15 protein-coding genes are annotated in these 15,727 nt (G+C 53.1%); 7 read left to right on the top strand and 8 right to left on the bottom strand.

Features of this window, described 5'->3' with window-relative positions; genetic code table 11:
- Positions 1–52: 52 nt before the first annotated feature.
- Genes ACFQ0F_RS07305 through gatC form a run of 4 tightly spaced genes read right to left on the bottom strand, consistent with a single transcriptional unit; the run spans position 53 to position 4,074 of the window.
- Entirely contained in the window at positions 53–835 is a 783-nt protein-coding gene (locus ACFQ0F_RS07305; protein ID WP_379070658.1) for an alpha/beta fold hydrolase, read from the bottom strand.
- A complete protein-coding gene (gene gatB / locus ACFQ0F_RS07300; protein ID WP_379070655.1) occupies positions 832–2,289 on the bottom strand; it encodes an Asp-tRNA(Asn)/Glu-tRNA(Gln) amidotransferase subunit GatB in 1,458 nt (485 codons plus the stop codon). Before gatB ends, ACFQ0F_RS07305 begins: the two co-directional genes overlap by 4 nt.
- 21 nt (positions 2,290–2,310) lie before the next feature.
- Positions 2,311–3,786: an Asp-tRNA(Asn)/Glu-tRNA(Gln) amidotransferase subunit GatA gene (gatA, locus tag ACFQ0F_RS07295; protein WP_340675633.1), complete on the bottom strand. Its 1,476-nt coding sequence runs from the start codon at positions 3,784–3,786 to the stop codon at positions 2,311–2,313.
- On the bottom strand, positions 3,787–4,074 hold the full coding sequence (gene gatC, locus ACFQ0F_RS07290; protein WP_340675578.1) for an Asp-tRNA(Asn)/Glu-tRNA(Gln) amidotransferase subunit GatC: 288 nt from the start codon (positions 4,072–4,074) through the stop codon (positions 3,787–3,789). It abuts the gene before it with no gap.
- A 203-nt stretch (positions 4,075–4,277) separates the two neighbouring features.
- On the opposite strand from gatC, the gene ACFQ0F_RS07285 reads away from it, so the two are divergent.
- The 7 genes from ACFQ0F_RS07285 to ACFQ0F_RS07255 are packed head-to-tail and all read left to right on the top strand — an operon-like array spanning position 4,278 to position 13,367.
- Complete coding sequence (locus ACFQ0F_RS07285) at positions 4,278–5,318, top strand: rod shape-determining protein (protein WP_449304928.1); 1,041 nt, start codon at positions 4,278–4,280, stop codon at positions 5,316–5,318.
- A gap of 19 nt (positions 5,319–5,337) precedes the next feature.
- Complete coding sequence (mreC, locus tag ACFQ0F_RS07280; RefSeq protein ID WP_379072144.1) at positions 5,338–6,294, top strand: rod shape-determining protein MreC; 957 nt, start codon at positions 5,338–5,340, stop codon at positions 6,292–6,294.
- Entirely contained in the window at positions 6,278–6,754 is a 477-nt protein-coding gene (gene mreD / locus ACFQ0F_RS07275) for a rod shape-determining protein MreD (protein ID WP_340675579.1), read from the top strand. The genes mreC and mreD overlap by 17 nt, the downstream gene beginning before the upstream one ends.
- Positions 6,751–7,338, top strand: coding sequence for a Maf family protein (locus ACFQ0F_RS07270; protein WP_340675580.1), 588 nt, complete (start codon positions 6,751–6,753; stop codon positions 7,336–7,338). The genes mreD and ACFQ0F_RS07270 overlap by 4 nt, the downstream gene beginning before the upstream one ends.
- Before the next feature lie 9 nt (positions 7,339–7,347).
- Positions 7,348–8,820 (top strand): ribonuclease G, encoded by a 1,473-nt coding sequence (gene rng / locus ACFQ0F_RS07265; RefSeq protein WP_340675636.1) that lies wholly within the window; start codon positions 7,348–7,350, stop codon positions 8,818–8,820.
- A 12-nt stretch (positions 8,821–8,832) separates the two neighbouring features.
- The gene (locus tag ACFQ0F_RS07260) at positions 8,833–12,543 is read left to right on the top strand and encodes a YhdP family phospholipid transporter (RefSeq protein ID WP_379070650.1); all 3,711 of its coding nucleotides are present in this window, start codon (positions 8,833–8,835) and stop codon (positions 12,541–12,543) included.
- A 5-nt stretch (positions 12,544–12,548) separates the two neighbouring features.
- Complete coding sequence (locus ACFQ0F_RS07255; RefSeq protein ID WP_340675582.1) at positions 12,549–13,367, top strand: carbon-nitrogen hydrolase family protein; 819 nt, start codon at positions 12,549–12,551, stop codon at positions 13,365–13,367.
- A gap of 22 nt (positions 13,368–13,389) precedes the next feature.
- Here ACFQ0F_RS07255 and yjgA read toward each other — a convergent pair whose 3' ends face one another.
- The 4 genes from yjgA to hpf form a co-directional block, all read right to left on the bottom strand.
- Positions 13,390–13,956 (bottom strand): ribosome biogenesis factor YjgA, encoded by a 567-nt coding sequence (gene yjgA / locus ACFQ0F_RS07250; protein WP_340675583.1) that lies wholly within the window; start codon positions 13,954–13,956, stop codon positions 13,390–13,392.
- Between the two features lie 43 nt (positions 13,957–13,999).
- Positions 14,000–14,275 (bottom strand): HPr family phosphocarrier protein, encoded by a 276-nt coding sequence (locus tag ACFQ0F_RS07245; protein WP_340675584.1) that lies wholly within the window; start codon positions 14,273–14,275, stop codon positions 14,000–14,002.
- Entirely contained in the window at positions 14,275–15,147 is an 873-nt protein-coding gene (gene rapZ / locus ACFQ0F_RS07240; RefSeq protein WP_340675585.1) for an RNase adapter RapZ, read from the bottom strand. Before rapZ ends, ACFQ0F_RS07245 begins: the two co-directional genes overlap by 1 nt.
- Before the next feature lie 139 nt (positions 15,148–15,286).
- Positions 15,287–15,574, bottom strand: a complete 288-nt coding sequence (hpf, locus tag ACFQ0F_RS07235; protein ID WP_340675586.1) for a ribosome hibernation-promoting factor, HPF/YfiA family — start codon at positions 15,572–15,574, stop codon at positions 15,287–15,289.
- Positions 15,575–15,727: the final 153 nt, after the last annotated feature.

Below are 15,727 nucleotides of genomic sequence, written 5' to 3'. Positions count from 1 at the left end.
TTGGGTATCCCTAGATAGCAAAAAGCCCGCTAATGCGGGCTTTTTGTTGTGCTTAGCTTTTATTGCCGGTCAAAATTAACCTAGCTACCCCTTCGGGGTCATCCCACATAGGGACATGGCCCCAGCTCCATGGCTTGAGCCAAGTTGCATGAGCGGGCAAGGCTTCGCGCCGCTGGAGTGCTCTAGTGAGCAAAAGATCTAAGCGGCCAAAGGCTACTGTGATCGGAATGGTTAGCTCATTAATGCCATGAACCAAGTCGATAGCATCGTATGTGGCATCAAAGCCTGGCGCATGGGCAAAATCTTGTAACGAGCGGATAGCTGCATCTGCTGGGATTTTATAGCCACGAATCGACATAGGGATGGCTAGAAATGCACTACGCACAGGGGCAATTTTAACCAAGCGCTCAGATACGCGTGGAAAGCGCTTAGCCATCATGCGAGCAGAATCAAATATGGGACGAATATGCCGAGGGGTATTGTCCGAGCTAGCTAGACCTGCTGGTGAGATAGCCACCACACTTCGCGCTAGACCATGAGTTGCTGCCGCTAGCGCGAGCCAACCGCCCATGGAGTTGCCGGCAATATCCACTGGTTCATCGATGCCTAGGCTAAGCAAAGTTTGCTTGAGGCCATCGACCAATGCGTCCTCAGTGACAGGGCCAACTAGCGCTGGCGTTTGACCAAAGCCTGCAATATCCACAGCAATGACGCGGCGCTCACGTGCAAGCAAAGACATAACGGGCTGCCACGCGGCATGACTCATGCCAATGCCGTGAAGCAATAGTAGTGGCCTTCCTTGGCCTTGTTCAACGTGAAACCAGGGTGTCGTCATGCTTCGTGTAACTTGCGTTTGAGCAGCTCATTGAGCACGGCTGGATTGGCTTTGCCACGTGATGCTTTCATGGCTTGGCCGACGAAGAAGCCAAAAAGCTTGGCCTGTTTGTTTTCGTCGCTGGCGCGGTATTGCTCAACTTGTGCAGCATTGTCGGCAATGATTTGCGCGATTAAGGCTTCGATAGCGCCAGTGTCGGTTTCTTGCTTGAGGCCATCGCGTTCGATGATCTCGTCGGCACTCGTGCCATCGCCAGCAAACAGCGAAGCAAATACCTGCTTAGCAATTTTGCCGGAAATAGTGTTGTCGCTGATGCGCAGCAGCAGGCCGCCGAGCTGGGCAGGACTGATCGGTGATTGCGCAATGTCTAGCTCAGCTTTATTTAATGCGGCCAATAGCTCGCCGGTGACCCAGTTCGCGGCTGGTTTTGCCGCTGTTACGCCGCCGGCTGTAGTTACTGTGGCTTCGAAAAAGTCGGCTAAGTCCCGGCTGGCAGTGAGCACATGCGCATCATAAGCAGAGAGTTCCATTTCGCTTTCAAAGCGAGCCCGCTTGGCCGCCGGCAACTCAGGCAAGCTGGCGCGAATGGCTTCTAAGGTGGCGTCGTCGATGACCACGGGCAACAAGTCAGGGTCGGGGAAGTAGCGGTAATCATTGGCTTCTTCTTTGCTACGCATGGCGCGCGTTTCATTTTTGGCGACGTCGTAAAGCACGGTAGCCTGATGAATACTGCGGCCTGACTCTAGCTCATCGATCTGCCAATTAATTTCGCTATCAATGGCCTTCTCAATGAACTTAAACGAGTTCACGTTTTTGATTTCGCGACGCGTGCCCATGGGCTGGCCAGGGCGGTTAATAGAGACGTTGCAATCGCAGCGCATCGAGCCTTCGGCCATATTGCCATCGGAAATATCGAGGTAGCGAATCAAGGCATGGATGGCTTTGGCGTAGGCCACGGCCTCTTTCGCTGAGCACATCTCTGGTTCAGAAACTATTTCTAGTAGAGGCGTGCCAGCACGGTTTAAATCGATGCCGGTCATACCTGAGAAGTTCTCATGCAATGACTTGCCAGCGTCTTCTTCCAAATGCGCACGGGTGATGCCGACGCGCTTTACCGTGCCGTCATCGAGCGTGATGTCGATATGACCTTTGCCGACAATGGGGTGATCCATTTGCGAGATTTGATAGCCCTTAGGCAAGTCGGGGTAGAAATAGTTTTTGCGCGCAAACACTGAGCGCTGACTGATTTCGGCATCGATGCCTAAACCAAAGCAAATGGCGCGACGCACCACTCCTTCGTTAAGCACAGGTAATACGCCGGGCATGCCGAGGTCAATTAGGCTCGCGTGAGCATTCGGCTCGGCACCAAAGCTGGTGGCGCTGCCGGAGAAAATTTTCGATTCGGTGTTGAGCTGAACGTGTACTTCCAGGCCAATCACAACTTCCCAAGTCATCGTGTTTTATCCTTCAAATCTTTAGGCAAATGCCGCGGGTAAGCGTGTGTGCCAATCGGTCACGCCCTGATAACGATGCGCAACATTGAGCAGCTTAGCTTCACTCCAATACGGGCCGATGAGCTGCAGGCCGACCGGCAAGCCGTCACTAAAGCCAGCAGGAATGCTCATGCCCGGCAAGCCGGCCAAGTTAGTGGCGATGGTGTAGATGTCTTGCAAATACATCGATACCGGATCGGTTTTTTTTGCGCCCAAAGCAAACGCTGTTTCAGGCGCGGTAGGGCCTAAAATTACGTCGCACTGTGTAAAGGCTTGATCGAAATCTTGCTTAATCAGGCGGCGCACGCGCTGAGCCTGCAAATAGTAAGCGTCGTAATAGCCAGCGGAGAGGGCGTAAGTGCCGATCATCACGCGGCGGCGAACTTCCTCGCCAAAACCTTCAGCGCGCGAGCGCTTGTAGAGGTCTTCGAGGTCGCTGGGGTTTTCGCAGCGATGGCCAAAGCGCACGCCATCAAAGCGTGACAGGTTCGATGAACATTCGGCAGGTGCAATGACGTAATACGCAGGCACCGATAGACCGCTATTGGGCAGATCGACTTCGACGAATTCAGCACCTAGCTTTTTTAACTCGGCGATGGAGGCATCGATGAGTGTAGCGATTTCAGAACTTAAGCCTTCGCCAAAAAACTGTTTGGGCAAACCAATTCGTAAGCCACTTAACGAGTCATTAAGGCCGGCGCGATAGTCAGGTACGGGATGGTCGATTGATGTTGAATCTTTAGCGTCATGACCAGCCATGACTTGTAGCAATAGCGCGGCGTCTTCGGCGCTTTGCGTCATTGGGCCGGCTTGGTCGAGGCTGGAGGCGAAAGCGATCATGCCCCAGCGCGAAATGCGACCGTAGCTGGGTTTTAGGCCAGTGAGGTTGCAGAGCGCCGCAGGTTGGCGAATCGAGCCGCCGGTGTCGGTGCCAGTGGCGGCAGGCGCTAGACGAGCAGCAACGGCCGCTGCAGAACCACCTGAGGAGCCACCAGGCACACGCGAAGTATCCCACGGGTTTTTTACGGCACCATAAAACGAAGTTTCGTTCGATGAGCCCATGGCGAATTCATCCATATTGGTTTTACCCAACATGATGAGGCCGGCGTCATTGCAGCGAGTGATGACTTCGGCGTTATAGGGCGAAATAAAGCTGTCGAGCATCTTCGAGCCGCAGCTAGTGCGCACGCCTTGGCTGCAGAAAATATCCTTCTGCGCCAGCGGCAGACCGGTCAGTGCATGGGCAGCGCCGCTAGCCAAACGAGTGTCGGCGGCCGCAGCTTGGGCCAGCGCTAATTCCGGCGTAACCGTAATAAAGCTATTCAAACCACCATCGGCAGCGTTATCAAAGCGTGCGATGCGATCGAGAAAGTGCTGGGTTAGCTCAACACTGGAGAATTTTTTTTGCGCCAAGCCATCGGCCAGTGCGCTTAAAGAAAGCGTATGCAAACTCATGATTTACTCAACCACACGAGGAACGAGGTAGCAGCCATCGGCCACAGCAGGGGCAATCGCCTGATAATCGTCGCGACGATTTGGCTCAGTGGCGACATCAGCGCGTAAGGCTTGGGTGGCATCAACGGGGTGAGCCATCGGCGCAATGCCTTGCGTATCAACCGCTTGCAGCTGATCAATGAGGCCGAGGATGGTGTTTAAGCTGTCGGTGACGCGCTGTTGCTCATCTTGCGGTAATTGCAGACGTGCCAAATGGGCAATACGGCCCACTTGCTCTGGTGTTAGTGCCATAGGGGCTTTTGCTCCGTGCTGAGCGCGTAAGTCGGCTCAAAAAAATGCGAGGAATCGATCAAAGTTATCACAGTCACAACTTGTCCAAAAGTCGCAGTTTGTTTACTCTTGCAGCATTGTAGACCAAGTGCTGATTCTTGGCAGCCGCTCAACTGCATTGCTACTTTGATAAGTGGCCATGCCATCATCTTTTAGGTAACCCAATGTTGTTTAAACGACTTCTCGGCCTGTTTTCGGCCGACCTCGCGATTGACTTAGGCACGGCAAACACACTGATCTATATCCCTGAGCGCGGTATCGTGCTCGATGAGCCATCGGTTGTTGCCATTCGCACCACCGGTGTGACCAAAACGGTTGCCGCTGTCGGCACCGATGCGAAGCGCATGTTGGGTCGCACACCAGGCAATATTTCTGCGATTCGTCCCTTGAAAGATGGCGTGATTGCCGACTTCGAAGTTACTGAAAAAATGCTGCAGTACTTCATCAAGCGCGTGCATGAGTCTGGCTTTATGCCGCCACGCCCACGCGTCTTGGTTTGCGTACCATGCAAATCAACCTTGGTTGAGCGTCGTGCTATTCGCGAGTCAGTACTTGGTGCTGGTGCTCGCGAAGTGCGCTTGATTGAAGAACCCATGGCCGCAGCCATTGGCGCCGGTCTGCCGATTGAGCAAGCCTGTGGTTCGATGGTTGTCGATATTGGTGGTGGCACCACAGAAATCGCGGTGATCTCGCTGTCCGGTTCGGTTTATTCCGACTCCGTACGTATCGGCGGCGACCTGCTCGACGATTGCATCGTGTCTTATGTGCGTCGCCAACATGGCTGCCTAATTGGCGATGCCACCGCTGAGCGCATCAAGCAAGAAATTGGTACGGCCTTCCCTGGTGGTGAACTGCGTGAAATCGAAGTGCGCGGTCGTAACCTTGCCGAAGGTGTGCCACGCACATTCACTTTGAACTCCGATGAAATCTTGGGCGCTATCCAAGATCCGCTCACCGGCATTATCACCGCTATTAAAAGCGCGTTGGAACAAACGCCAGCCGAGCTATCAGCCGATATTGCTGAGCGTGGCATGGTGTTGACCGGCGGTGGCGCATTGCTGCGTGATCTCGACAAACTCATGGCGAAGGAAACTGGCCTGCCAGTTATCGTTGCCGAAGATCCGCTGACCTGCGTCGCGCGTGGCGGCGGCCGTGCGTTGGAATTCATCGACAACATCGCCTACGACATGTTGTTTCAAGACTGACGCCCTAGCGGGGTGAGCTATTAGTAACGGCCTGTTTGTCCGCAACCGTCGCGATGGGATGAGCTTCATCCTCGCGGCGTCTTGTGCGATCGCTTTACTCTTTGTTGATGCCCAACGCCCAAGCCCTCTACAGCCTATGCGCGACAGCTTTTATGAGGCTGTCGAGCCGCTGTTTTATGGCTTAGCTTGGCCCAGTCAAAGCATCGAAGAGCTTTCCAATAACTTACGTTTTGGCCTGCAATTGCAGTCTGAAAACGAACAGTTGCGCCAAGAGAATTTATTGCTGCGTTCGCAGGTACAAAAGCTCTCCTTTTTAGCGAGCGACAATGCGCGCCTGCGTGATCTGCATGACGCCGCCAGCGTGCTCAATAGTCGCGTGCTGATTAGTGAGATCATCGGTGTGGACCCAGACCCAGACCGTCATGTGCTGATCATTAATCGTGGGCATGGCCAAGGTTTATATGAAGGCCAGCCGGTTTTGGACTCGTTAGGTATTTTTGGCCGAGTCATTCAGTCGGGTAAAACCACATCGCGCATCATGCTTATCACTGATCGCTCGCACTCAGTGCCAGTGCGAATCAACCGTAATGGTATTCGCGCAATTTTATCGGGCACGGGTAATCGCACTGAGCTTAGGCTGCAATACGTTCCTGAGAAATCTGATATTGCCGTCGGCGATTTGTTGGTGACATCAGGGCTTGGCCTGGATTTTCCAGAAGGATATCCAGTCGCAAAAGTAACGGCGATTCACCGTCAAGCTGATGACCAGTTTTTGCGTATTACAGCGTCGCCAGTGGCGGCGTTAGATCGCAGTCGTTATGTTTTGGCCTTATTTGAGAAGCCTGTAGGTGCTCAATATTTGATTCGGCCAGAAAAAATGAAAGTGGTGCCAGCACCTAGTGAAGCGCCGCCTGCTGTAGTGCCTGTTCCGGCAGCACGCCCATCTACCGAGGTGACTAATGCTCCGTCACCATAATCCCTTCCTTGGGATTTTGCTTAGCGTTATAGCTGCGCTATTACTCAGCATTTTGCCTTTGTCCTCAGAGCTAAATCCTTGGCGCCCAGAGTGGCTAACTTTGATTTTGATCTTTTGGGGTATGCATGCGCCGCAATGGGTTGGGATTTGGATAGCGTTGATTTTAGGCGTCATTTTAGATGTGCTGTTGGCTACGCCGCTGGGCTTTTATGGTCTATCTTCAGTAGTTGTGATTCAGCTGGCGCGCGCGACTCAGCGTTGGTCTGGGATATTTTCAGTGCGCCAAACGACATTATTGGTTCTTAGCCTTATCTTGGTTAGCCGAGTAATACATTTCGTCTTGTTAACGCTGCAAAACCTGATGCCAGACCCGACGATCTTTTTCTTGCCGGTTCTGTCCAGCGCCATGATGTGGCCCACTATTTTATTACTGCTTAAACGTTGGAGTCAGCGTACATGAGTCGTTCGCCGCGTTTATTGTTGGCCTCTTCGTCGCCTAGGCGCTTGGCGTTGCTGCGTCAGATACACTTAATGCCAGCCGTGTTGCCGGTGGATGTCGATGAGTCAGTGCTTGAGGGTGAGGCACCTGAGGCTTATGTGCGGCGCTTAGCCTTAGCCAAAGCGCAGGCTGGGCAAACGCGAGCAGACGATGCTGAGGCCTGGGTTGTCGCTGCCGATACAACCGTGGTAGCGGGTGGGCAGATACTTGGCAAGCCAACTTCATTTGCCGATGCACAGCGTATTTGGGCTCTGCTGCCATCACCTGATCATTGTGTTTATACCGGCATAGCGGTCATACATGGCGATCATATCGAGGTTGAGGTAGTAAGTACTCGGGTCGAGTTTTTACTTATTCCTGAAGCTGATCAATTGGCCTATTGGAATAGCGATGAGCCAAAAGACAAAGCCGGTGCCTACGCCGTTCAGGGCCGAGCCGCACAATATGTGAAGTCTTTGCACGGCAGCTATACTAATGTCGTCGGCCTACCTTTAGCGGAGACTGTCGCTTTATTGCGACGCGCTAATTATCCACTCTGGGAATAAAACATGGTCATGCGCGGCCCCAATACCGATGAGGTTTTGATTAATGTGACGCCGATGGAGTCACGGGTCGCCTTGATCGAAAATGGCGTCGTGCAAGAGCTTTATATCGAGCGTGCTGCGCATCGCGGCCATGTTGGTAATATTTATCGCGGCAAAGTCGTACGCGTGCTGCCGGGCATGCAAGCGGCATTTATTGAAATTGGCTTAAGCCGCACCGGCTTTATCCATGTCAATGAAGTGCGCCTAGGCGCCGATCGCGAGCGTCCTGAAACCATTTCTGCCTTACACGAAGGCCAAAGCATCACTGTGCAAGTGATGAAAGACATGATGGGTAGTAAAGGCGCACGCCTGACCATGGATCTGTCTATTCCCGCGCGCTATTTGGTTTATATGCCATATAGCGATCAGCTTGGTATTTCGCAAAAAATCGACGATGAGCCTGAGCGTGATCGCCTAAAGACCATGGTGCGCGGTTTGTCTGAAGAGATGGCCGCCGAGCTCGGTGGCGGCTTTATTGTCCGCACGGTGGCTGAAGGAGTAGATGATGCTGAGCTGCGTCACGACATGGCGTTTTTGCTCAAGCTCTGGCGGCATATTCAACAGCAAACTTTAGTGGTTTCTGGGCCGGCCTGTATCAGCGAAGAGCTGCCTTTGGCGTTGCGTACTTTGCGTGACTTAGTTGGCCCTGAAGTGCAAAAAATATTCATCGATTCGCGCGAAACTTTTCAGCGTGCATTGATCTTTGCCCGTGAGTTCGTCCCAGGTTGTGAGGCGCGAATTGAGCATTATCAAGGTGAGCGCCCGTTATTTGATCTTTACAATGTCGAAGATGATTTGCAGAAGGCCTTGGAGCGCAAGGTTCATTTAAAGTCTGGCGGCTATTTGATTATCGATCAGACCGAGGCGATGAGTACGGTCGACGTCAATACTGGCTCCTATGTTGGCACGCGTAACCTAGAAGACACGGTGTTCAAAACTAATCTTGAAGCCACGCACGCGATTGCTCGGCAACTTAGATTACGCAACTTAGGCGGTATCATCATCCTCGATTTTATCGATATGCAGGAAGATGAGCATCGCGCGCAAGTGCTGCGCTCCTTGGAAAAAATGCTCGCCAGAGACCATGCTAAAACACATATCACACAGGTGTCATCGCTAGGTTTGGTGGAGATGACGCGTAAGCGCACACGCGACTCGCTCGAGCATATTTTGTGTGAAAGCTGTCCCAGTTGCGCTGGTCGTGGCACAGTGAAAACTGCCGAAACTGTCTGTTTTGAAATCTTCCGTGAGTTATTGCGTGAAGCGCGCGCGTATGATGCTGCCAATGGCTATTCGATAGTTGCCAGCCAGCGCGTAATAGATCGTCTATTGGGTGAAGAGTCGTCAGCCGTAGCTGACTTGGAAGCGTTTATTGGCAAGCCAATACGCATTCAAGTAGAGACTAGTTACAGTCAGGAGCAATACGATGTGGTTTTGCTCTAAGCGAGTTCACTGATGAGCTCAGCGCGCAGCGCGGTTAATCGCAGTTTTCATAGCGTCTTATGGCTGATGGCCTTGGTGCTAATTCCTCTCGCCGTGGTGGTCGGTTTGGGGCGCGAACTGGCCCCGCTGGTGAGCGAGCAAAAGCCGGCCATTGAGCGCTTATTATCTGAAAAAACAGGGCTGTCGATTCGCTTAGGCAGTGTCAGCGCGAGCTGGCATGGCCTTACGCCACGACTGATAGCCACTAATATTGCGTTGGCCGACCCTAGTGCACCGACAGATACTTTGCTGACTATTCCAGGCTTGAGCACTGAGCCAGATTGGTGGGCGACACTGCGTGATTTATCGCCGCGCTTGCGGACTGAAATCGATGGCTTATCACTGACGCTTGCGCCTAACCCTGAAGGCGGCATTCGTATTTTAGAGCTCAGTGGGCTTGGCTCATCGCATCCTGAGCGCGCACGTGAAAGTCTGCGTTGGCTAGTGGCGCAACCTAGTATCGCACTGAGCAATAGCGCTTTGGCTTGGCAGGCGCCGAATCAAATCAAGCAGGGCATACACGACTTAACCATCAGCCAATACAGCCACGGCGATGACTATCGTGCACAAGTGCAGTTTAAGCTGCAGGATAAAAGCGATATCCAGCGCGGTATTATTCGCCTCGAAGGCGACCCATTGGCTTGGCAAACCGTACCTTGGCAGCTGTATTTAAATATTCAAAACTTGAGCGATTGGCAGCCATGGGTGGCTTTATTGCCCGAGGGCTGGCAGCTTGATTTGCAGGAAGGCCACGGAGAACTATGGCTATCTGGTCAGGGCGATAAGCCTGAGCAAGCAACAGTCTCCGTGAAAAATGTTTCTATGCGAGCTCGCTGGCCCGATGCTAAATCTTATGTGCTGAGTGATTTGCATGGCGTTTTTATGGTGCAAGGCGAGCTTGCTCGCGGCCATCTAGCCTTTAGCAATATCCAAGGCAAGCTTGATGGCTTAGCGATTCCTATGCAGCGTGGCCATCTAGCCTGGCAGCCTGACGCATTGAATGTCGCCCTGGCAGGCTTATCGCTTGCCGATGCTTATACGCTAGTGAAGCGCGAGGAGCTGATACCTGCGTCACTTGCGCCCATGCTGCAGAAGCTAAACCCCACGGGCTATCTGCCGCGTGTGCATATTCAAGCCGTACGCCGTGATGAGCAGTGGGCGCTCAGCACTGCCAATGCCGAGTTCAAAGCCCTGAGCTGGCAAGCCTATAAAGCCTTGCCAGGCGTGAGCAATATGGCAGGCTGGCTGCAAGCTAGCGCAGACCAAGGCTTAGCCTATTTGGATACACGCCGCGCCTCTATTAATGCGCCAGAAGTATTTCGCGAGCCCATTGCTGCCAATATGCTGCGCGGCGGTGTGCGTTGGTATCGCCAACAAGATCAATGGCATATCGATACTGGCGTGCTCGCGCTGGACAACGCCGATGCCAAAGCGCGCGTACAGCTAGCGCTGCAGCTGCCGATTAAAGATCCCGGTGCCGGCCGCCTAGACTTATTAGCTGGGCTTTATGATGGTCAGGTCGCTAGCGCTTGGCGCTATGTGCCGTGGCATTCTGCCGGAGATCACACATTGGCTTGGCTGCGAAGCGCATTAGCGGCCGGCCAAGTTCCTAGTGGCACGTTCGCCTATAGCGGTGCACTGCGCCACGATAGCCCCGACGCCGGCCAACTCGATATGTCATTAAAGCTGGCCAATGCCTCGCTTGACTATGTGCCGGGCTGGCCTGCATTGAGCCAGCTGAATGGCCAAGTGGATATTCGCGGTCGTGACCTAAGCGTTAGCGTTAATGCTGGCCGCGTGATGGATGGCACTATTTCACGCGCCGTGGCGAGCATTCCTGAACTACATAAGCCCGTATTAAGTGTCGATGCCGATTTGGCTTTGGATTTAAGTGATCTCGACCGCTTATTGGCTGAGTCGCCGCTGAAAACAAAGACCGCCGAAGTTGCTAACCTGCTGCTCATGCGCGGTCCTGCAAAAGCTAATTTGCAGCTGACGATTCCCTTCGCCACGCATCAGCCTTTAATCAAGGTTAGCGCCACGGTAGAGCAAGCCGAAGTGGGCTTGGCCGATAGCCCCGTGCAGCTGACAAATGTTAGCGGCGCAATAACGTTTGATGAAAGTGCAGGCCTAAATGGGCAGCTCGCCGGCAAACTCTGGAACGAGGCCGCACAAGTGGAGTTATCAGGCGATAAGCGTGGTAGCCAGTGGCGCTCGCAGGCGATAAAAGTTAACGCGCCCATTACTGCTGTATCGCTTAGTCGCTGGCTAGGTACTGATTTAACAGCCTATATCGATGGCCGTACATCGGCACTGGTTAATGTTGACATTCCTATTTCGCACGCGGGAGCAGTGGGCCTGCGTATCAGTAGTAACTTGAAGGGTATGGCGATTAAGCTTCCTGCACCATTGGCTAAACCGGCCTCTCAGGCCGCGGAATTGGTTTATCAAGGTAAACTCGGCCCAGGCAAGCAGTTGGCGCGAGCGACCATCGATGGCATGGCTCAAGTTGGCTTAACCTGGCGAAATAAACAGCTCAAGCAATTACTGGTGCGTGTTGGGCTGCCAGGTTTGGCATGGAATGAGCGCGCGGGCATTGGCATTGAGGCGAGTGTTGATAACTTGCAGCTCAATGATTGGCGTGCATTTGTAGCTAAGGCACCGACTAAATCGGTGAGCCAAAAGCTAGTGCAAGCGATGCCGACATTTCAGCGCTTAAACTTACAAACTAAGGCACTGATGGCTGGCGAAGAAAATCTTGGCCCAGTCCGCTTGAGCTTGGTGCGTGAAGAAGCAGACTGGATTATTTCCGCCGATAATATACAGCCATCGGCCTTGCCAAAATGGCCGTCGACGCATGTGGAAGCTCGTGTTAAGCCGCAAGCCACAGGTTGGTTGGTCGAGCCCTTGCGCCTAAGCCAGCCCAACGCAGACTTCAATGGCAAGTTGAGCTGGCGCACAGGCCCACGCGCTAGCACTCAGCTGTCGGGACAGGTCGATACTCGCGCCAGTGCGGCACTATTTACGCAGCTAGGCCTTAGCGGTGGCTTGGAGTCACGCAGCGGCCAGCTTAATGCTGAGCTAGCTTGGCCCGGCGACCCCAGCGACTTCGCATTGGCACAACTAAATGGCAAATTTAGCGCGAACTTTAAGTCCGGACGCTTAATCGGCATTGATCGTATAAACCCACTGGCACGCGTTTTTGGCCTAGTAAACGCCAGCAATCTCATGCGTCGATTACGTTTTGACTTCTCCGATGTCACGCGCAAAGGTCTTAGTTTTGATGAGATTAAACTCGCCGGAGAGCTTAATCGTGGCGTGCTCTTGCCAGCCAATATAGACCTTGATGGCCCTTCAGTGAGCATGCAGGGGCGGGGCAGCGTGAATCTGATCACACACGAAGTAGACCAGCGTTTGCGTGTGGATGTTCCGGTGAGCAGTGCGTTGCCTGTCGTTGCTGGCTTTCTAGCCGGCCCGATTGTCGGCGGCGCTTTGGTTGCAGCAGATTTATTACTCGATAAGCAGCTCGCACGGCTTACGTCGATTCGTTACCACGTGACCGGCACATGGGATGACTTACGCATCAATGATGAGGCTATCGTGAAGCCAGAAGAGCTAAAGTCTAGCGCTAAAGCTAAGGACGCAAATGCTGCTTCTGCTAATGAGAGCAGGGCACAGGAGTAAGCACTATGCACGTGGCAGCACTTGAGCTTTGCAGCGGCGACGACATTTCTGCTAATCAGCGAGCTATTGCCGACGGTATGACATCGGCTCGAGAGCAAGGTGTCGACCTATTGGTATTGCCAGAAAACTGCTTAGTTTTTGGCCCCGATGCCGCCGGTCTGGCCGCGCAGCATCATGCCCAGTGGCTAACGTGGTTTGCTGAGCAAGCTCGCGCCAATGACCTGTGGTTATTGGCGGGCACTGTGCCACTACCTTATCGCCCCGATGGCAGCGCCGTGCCCAATGGCCGTGTGCGCAGCGCCTGCTTATTGTTCGACGCTTCAGGCAACTTGGTCGGCCGCTATGACAAGCGACATCTATTTGATGCTCAGGTCGGCGATGCTCAAGGAGCTTATCGAGAATCCGCTCGCTATGAGCCTGGCACTGAAATAAATCTGCTAGCAACACCGTGGGGGCAGTTGGGTGTGCTGACATGCTACGACCTACGCTTTCCCGAGCAGGCACGTGCCTTACGCCAAGCAGGCGCAGATATATTCGCCGTGCCCGCTGCATTTACTGCTAAGACTGGTGAGGCACATTGGCAGGTATTACTGCGTGCTCGCGCTATTGAAAATCAATGCATGTTCATTGGTGCGGGGCAGGGCGGGCAGCACAGTGTCACAAGGCAGACGTGGGGCCATAGCCAAATCATTGATGCATGGGGGCAGGTGCTGGCTGAGCGTACGATGACCTCGCAGCCAGCATTGGTGATTGCAGAGTTTGATTGCGAGCAGCAGCAAGCTTGGCGTGAGCAGATGCCGGTAGAAGCGCATCGCCTCGATTAGCTGCTGCCGCTGTGCGTAAAAACTAGCTATTAATCGCGGCTAATTCACGCAGGTGCAGCCAAAGCCTATGCTGCGCTGGGGTTGGTTGCTCAGCCTCATCTGCTGCCACGTCGGCTTGGCCGTTAGCATTAGCCGAGTCCTTAGCTGTTTTTAGCTTGGTAAATTCCTGCTGAGCTTGGCGAACATATTGACGCAGTGTGTGGCGATCGGCAGCAGGAAACCGCGACAAAACCTCACCAATATAGGCGTCGCCCTGTTGTATTAGGCGCTCTTGAATTAGATCTAGCTGGCGTTGCAGCGCAGGGTTTTTCAATGGATGCATGGCAGCCAAAAGCGCTGCTTCATCGGCATGACGCATGAGCTTGCCAATATATTGCTTATGGCGACGCAAGGCTTCATTCGCCTTGATCTTCTTCATATCAAGAAATGCTTTCAGCAGCATGTCATCGATAGGCAATTGTTTGAGTTGCCTATCACTGAGCTCAGCGAGACGCTCGCCTAAGGCTTGTAACCTATCGACCGAACGTTTTTTATCGGCTCTACTGATGAAAAATTCATCATCTTCTTCGGGCAGGTTACGCAAACTCATCGGAGCTCCAGCAGGGGATAGCAATGGCAGCGGCGATGATAGCCTATTCTGCCTCGCCAAACCTGTCGGCGATGAGTGTTGTTACTGCTGTATAGGCCGAGTCGGCGTCATCGCCATCAACTTCAAGGCGTAAACGGCTGCCCTGACCAGCACCTAACATCAGCAATGCCATGATGCTGCGTGCATCAACTAAGCGCTCACCACGCCCAATACGTATAGAGGATTGAAAGCGCGAGGCGGTTTCCACGAGCTTGGCCGATGCCCGAGCATGTAAGCCAAGTCTATTAACGATGTCGATATCTGCTGCGTGTTTCGCCATTAAAGCGGTCCTGGCCGATGTAGCTCTCGATGTCTAACTTGGAGTTTTCCTAGGGTCGCTGTCAAGGCTTGAGCCAGTCGTTCAACCATATAAACACTGCGATGTTGGCCGCCGGTGCAGCCAATAGCGACAGTGACATAGCTACGATCATTGGCTTGTAGTTCCGGTAACCACTTATTAATAAATGCAAAAATGTCGTTGAACATGCCATCAACAATAGGCTTTCCTTGCAAATACTTTGCTACGGGCAGGTCTAGGCCGGTTAAGTGCCGCAAAGTCATTTCCCAATGCGGGTTGGGTAGGCAGCGAACATCAAACACGAGATCGGCATCGAGTGGTACGCCGTGTTTAAAGCCAAATGAGGTGAGTAAAATATTATTCTGCATAGTGCTGGCGTCGGCAAAACGCCGGCGCAGGCTTTCGCGTAGGTCATGCACCGATAAGGTCGTGGTGTCGAGTTGCAGTGCTGCGTGTGAGGCTAGGGGGTCAAGCAGTACGCGCTCATAAGCAATAGCTTCTTCCAGCGAGCGAGCATCGGAGCTTAAGGGATGGCGGCGGCGCGTAGAGCTAAAGCGCGCTAGCAGCACATCTTCACGAGCGTCTAAGTAAACCACTTGCGGCTGTATATTTATCACCGCGAGGCGACGGCAAATTTCGCTATAGCGCGCTAAGTCTTGGCTGCGATTGCGTGCGTCAATGCCAACAGCTATGCGCATCGAGCCATTGTTCTGGTCGTCTTCGAAGTTAGCAACGAGATCAGGGATGAGAGCAACGGGAAGATTGTCGACGCAGTAGTAGCCGAGATCTTCCAGTTGATGCAACGCAGTCGTTTTTCCTGAGCCCGAGCGTCCGCTCACAATCACCAGTTTCATTTTACTACCTAGTTAAATTGCTGAGCCTTATCCTCGGTTGTGGCGCGATGATTGGCAAGTAGGCATTCGTAGAGTTTATGAAACTGTGTAATGAAAAATGCCCAGCGAGGCTGGGCATTTAGCAGGTGAATCGGTGGCATCAATGTGATGCGTGCTTCTCTTTATGGCGCACTACCTGTCGGTCGAGCTTATCCGACAGTTTATCAATGGCGGCGTAGAGGTCATCGGACTGGGCGTTAGCAAATAATTTTGCTCCTGAAGTTCGAATCACTGCTTCGGCTTTTTGCACCAATTTATCGACACTTAAAATGACGTCGATACTGGTGATATGGTCAAAATGCCGCTCAATACGCGCGAGTTTAGACTCGGCATAATCACGGAGGGCATGGGTGAGTTCAACGTGGTGTCCACTAATGGTCATTTGCATGAGACGTTTCCTCGCTTTCGTGATTGACGACAGCGGAAACCAAAGACCTTCAAGACGGTGGCGGGTCGTACGATTAGGGCATTTGCAGCCCTGCACGGGCGGCCTGTCGAGTCCGAAAGCAGAGGTTCCCAGTGTTGGGGTTCACAGCTTGCT

The organism is Paraperlucidibaca wandonensis (genome assembly GCF_042677145.1).
GTDB classification, from domain to species: Bacteria; Pseudomonadota; Gammaproteobacteria; order Pseudomonadales; family Moraxellaceae; genus Perlucidibaca; species Perlucidibaca wandonensis.
This window is presented reverse-complemented; position numbering and strand designations above follow the sequence as displayed.

Excerpts from the sequence above, each read along its gene's own strand:
- ACFQ0F_RS07305 (WP_379070658.1), bottom strand. The coding sequence starts at position 835 with ATGACGACACCCTGGTTTCACGTTGAACAAGGCCAAGGAAGGCCACTA.
- gatB (WP_379070655.1), bottom strand. The coding sequence starts at position 2,289 with ATGACTTGGGAAGTTGTGATTGGCCTGGAAGTACACGTTCAGCTCAAC.
- gatC (WP_340675578.1), bottom strand. The coding sequence starts at position 4,074 with ATGGCACTAACACCAGAGCAAGTGGGCCGTATTGCCCATTTGGCACGT.
- ACFQ0F_RS07285 (WP_449304928.1), top strand. The coding sequence starts at position 4,278 with ATGTTGTTTAAACGACTTCTCGGCCTGTTTTCGGCCGACCTCGCGATT.
- mreD (WP_340675579.1), top strand. The coding sequence starts at position 6,278 with ATGCTCCGTCACCATAATCCCTTCCTTGGGATTTTGCTTAGCGTTATA.
- ACFQ0F_RS07270 (WP_340675580.1), top strand. The coding sequence starts at position 6,751 with ATGAGTCGTTCGCCGCGTTTATTGTTGGCCTCTTCGTCGCCTAGGCGC.
- rng (WP_340675636.1), top strand. The coding sequence starts at position 7,348 with ATGCGCGGCCCCAATACCGATGAGGTTTTGATTAATGTGACGCCGATG.
- ACFQ0F_RS07260 (WP_379070650.1), top strand. The coding sequence starts at position 8,833 with ATGAGCTCAGCGCGCAGCGCGGTTAATCGCAGTTTTCATAGCGTCTTA.
- ACFQ0F_RS07255 (WP_340675582.1), top strand. The coding sequence starts at position 12,549 with ATGCACGTGGCAGCACTTGAGCTTTGCAGCGGCGACGACATTTCTGCT.
- yjgA (WP_340675583.1), bottom strand. The coding sequence starts at position 13,956 with ATGAGTTTGCGTAACCTGCCCGAAGAAGATGATGAATTTTTCATCAGT.
- ACFQ0F_RS07245 (WP_340675584.1), bottom strand. The coding sequence starts at position 14,275 with ATGGCGAAACACGCAGCAGATATCGACATCGTTAATAGACTTGGCTTA.
- rapZ (WP_340675585.1), bottom strand. The coding sequence starts at position 15,147 with ATGAAACTGGTGATTGTGAGCGGACGCTCGGGCTCAGGAAAAACGACT.
- hpf (WP_340675586.1), bottom strand. The coding sequence starts at position 15,574 with ATGCAAATGACCATTAGTGGACACCACGTTGAACTCACCCATGCCCTC.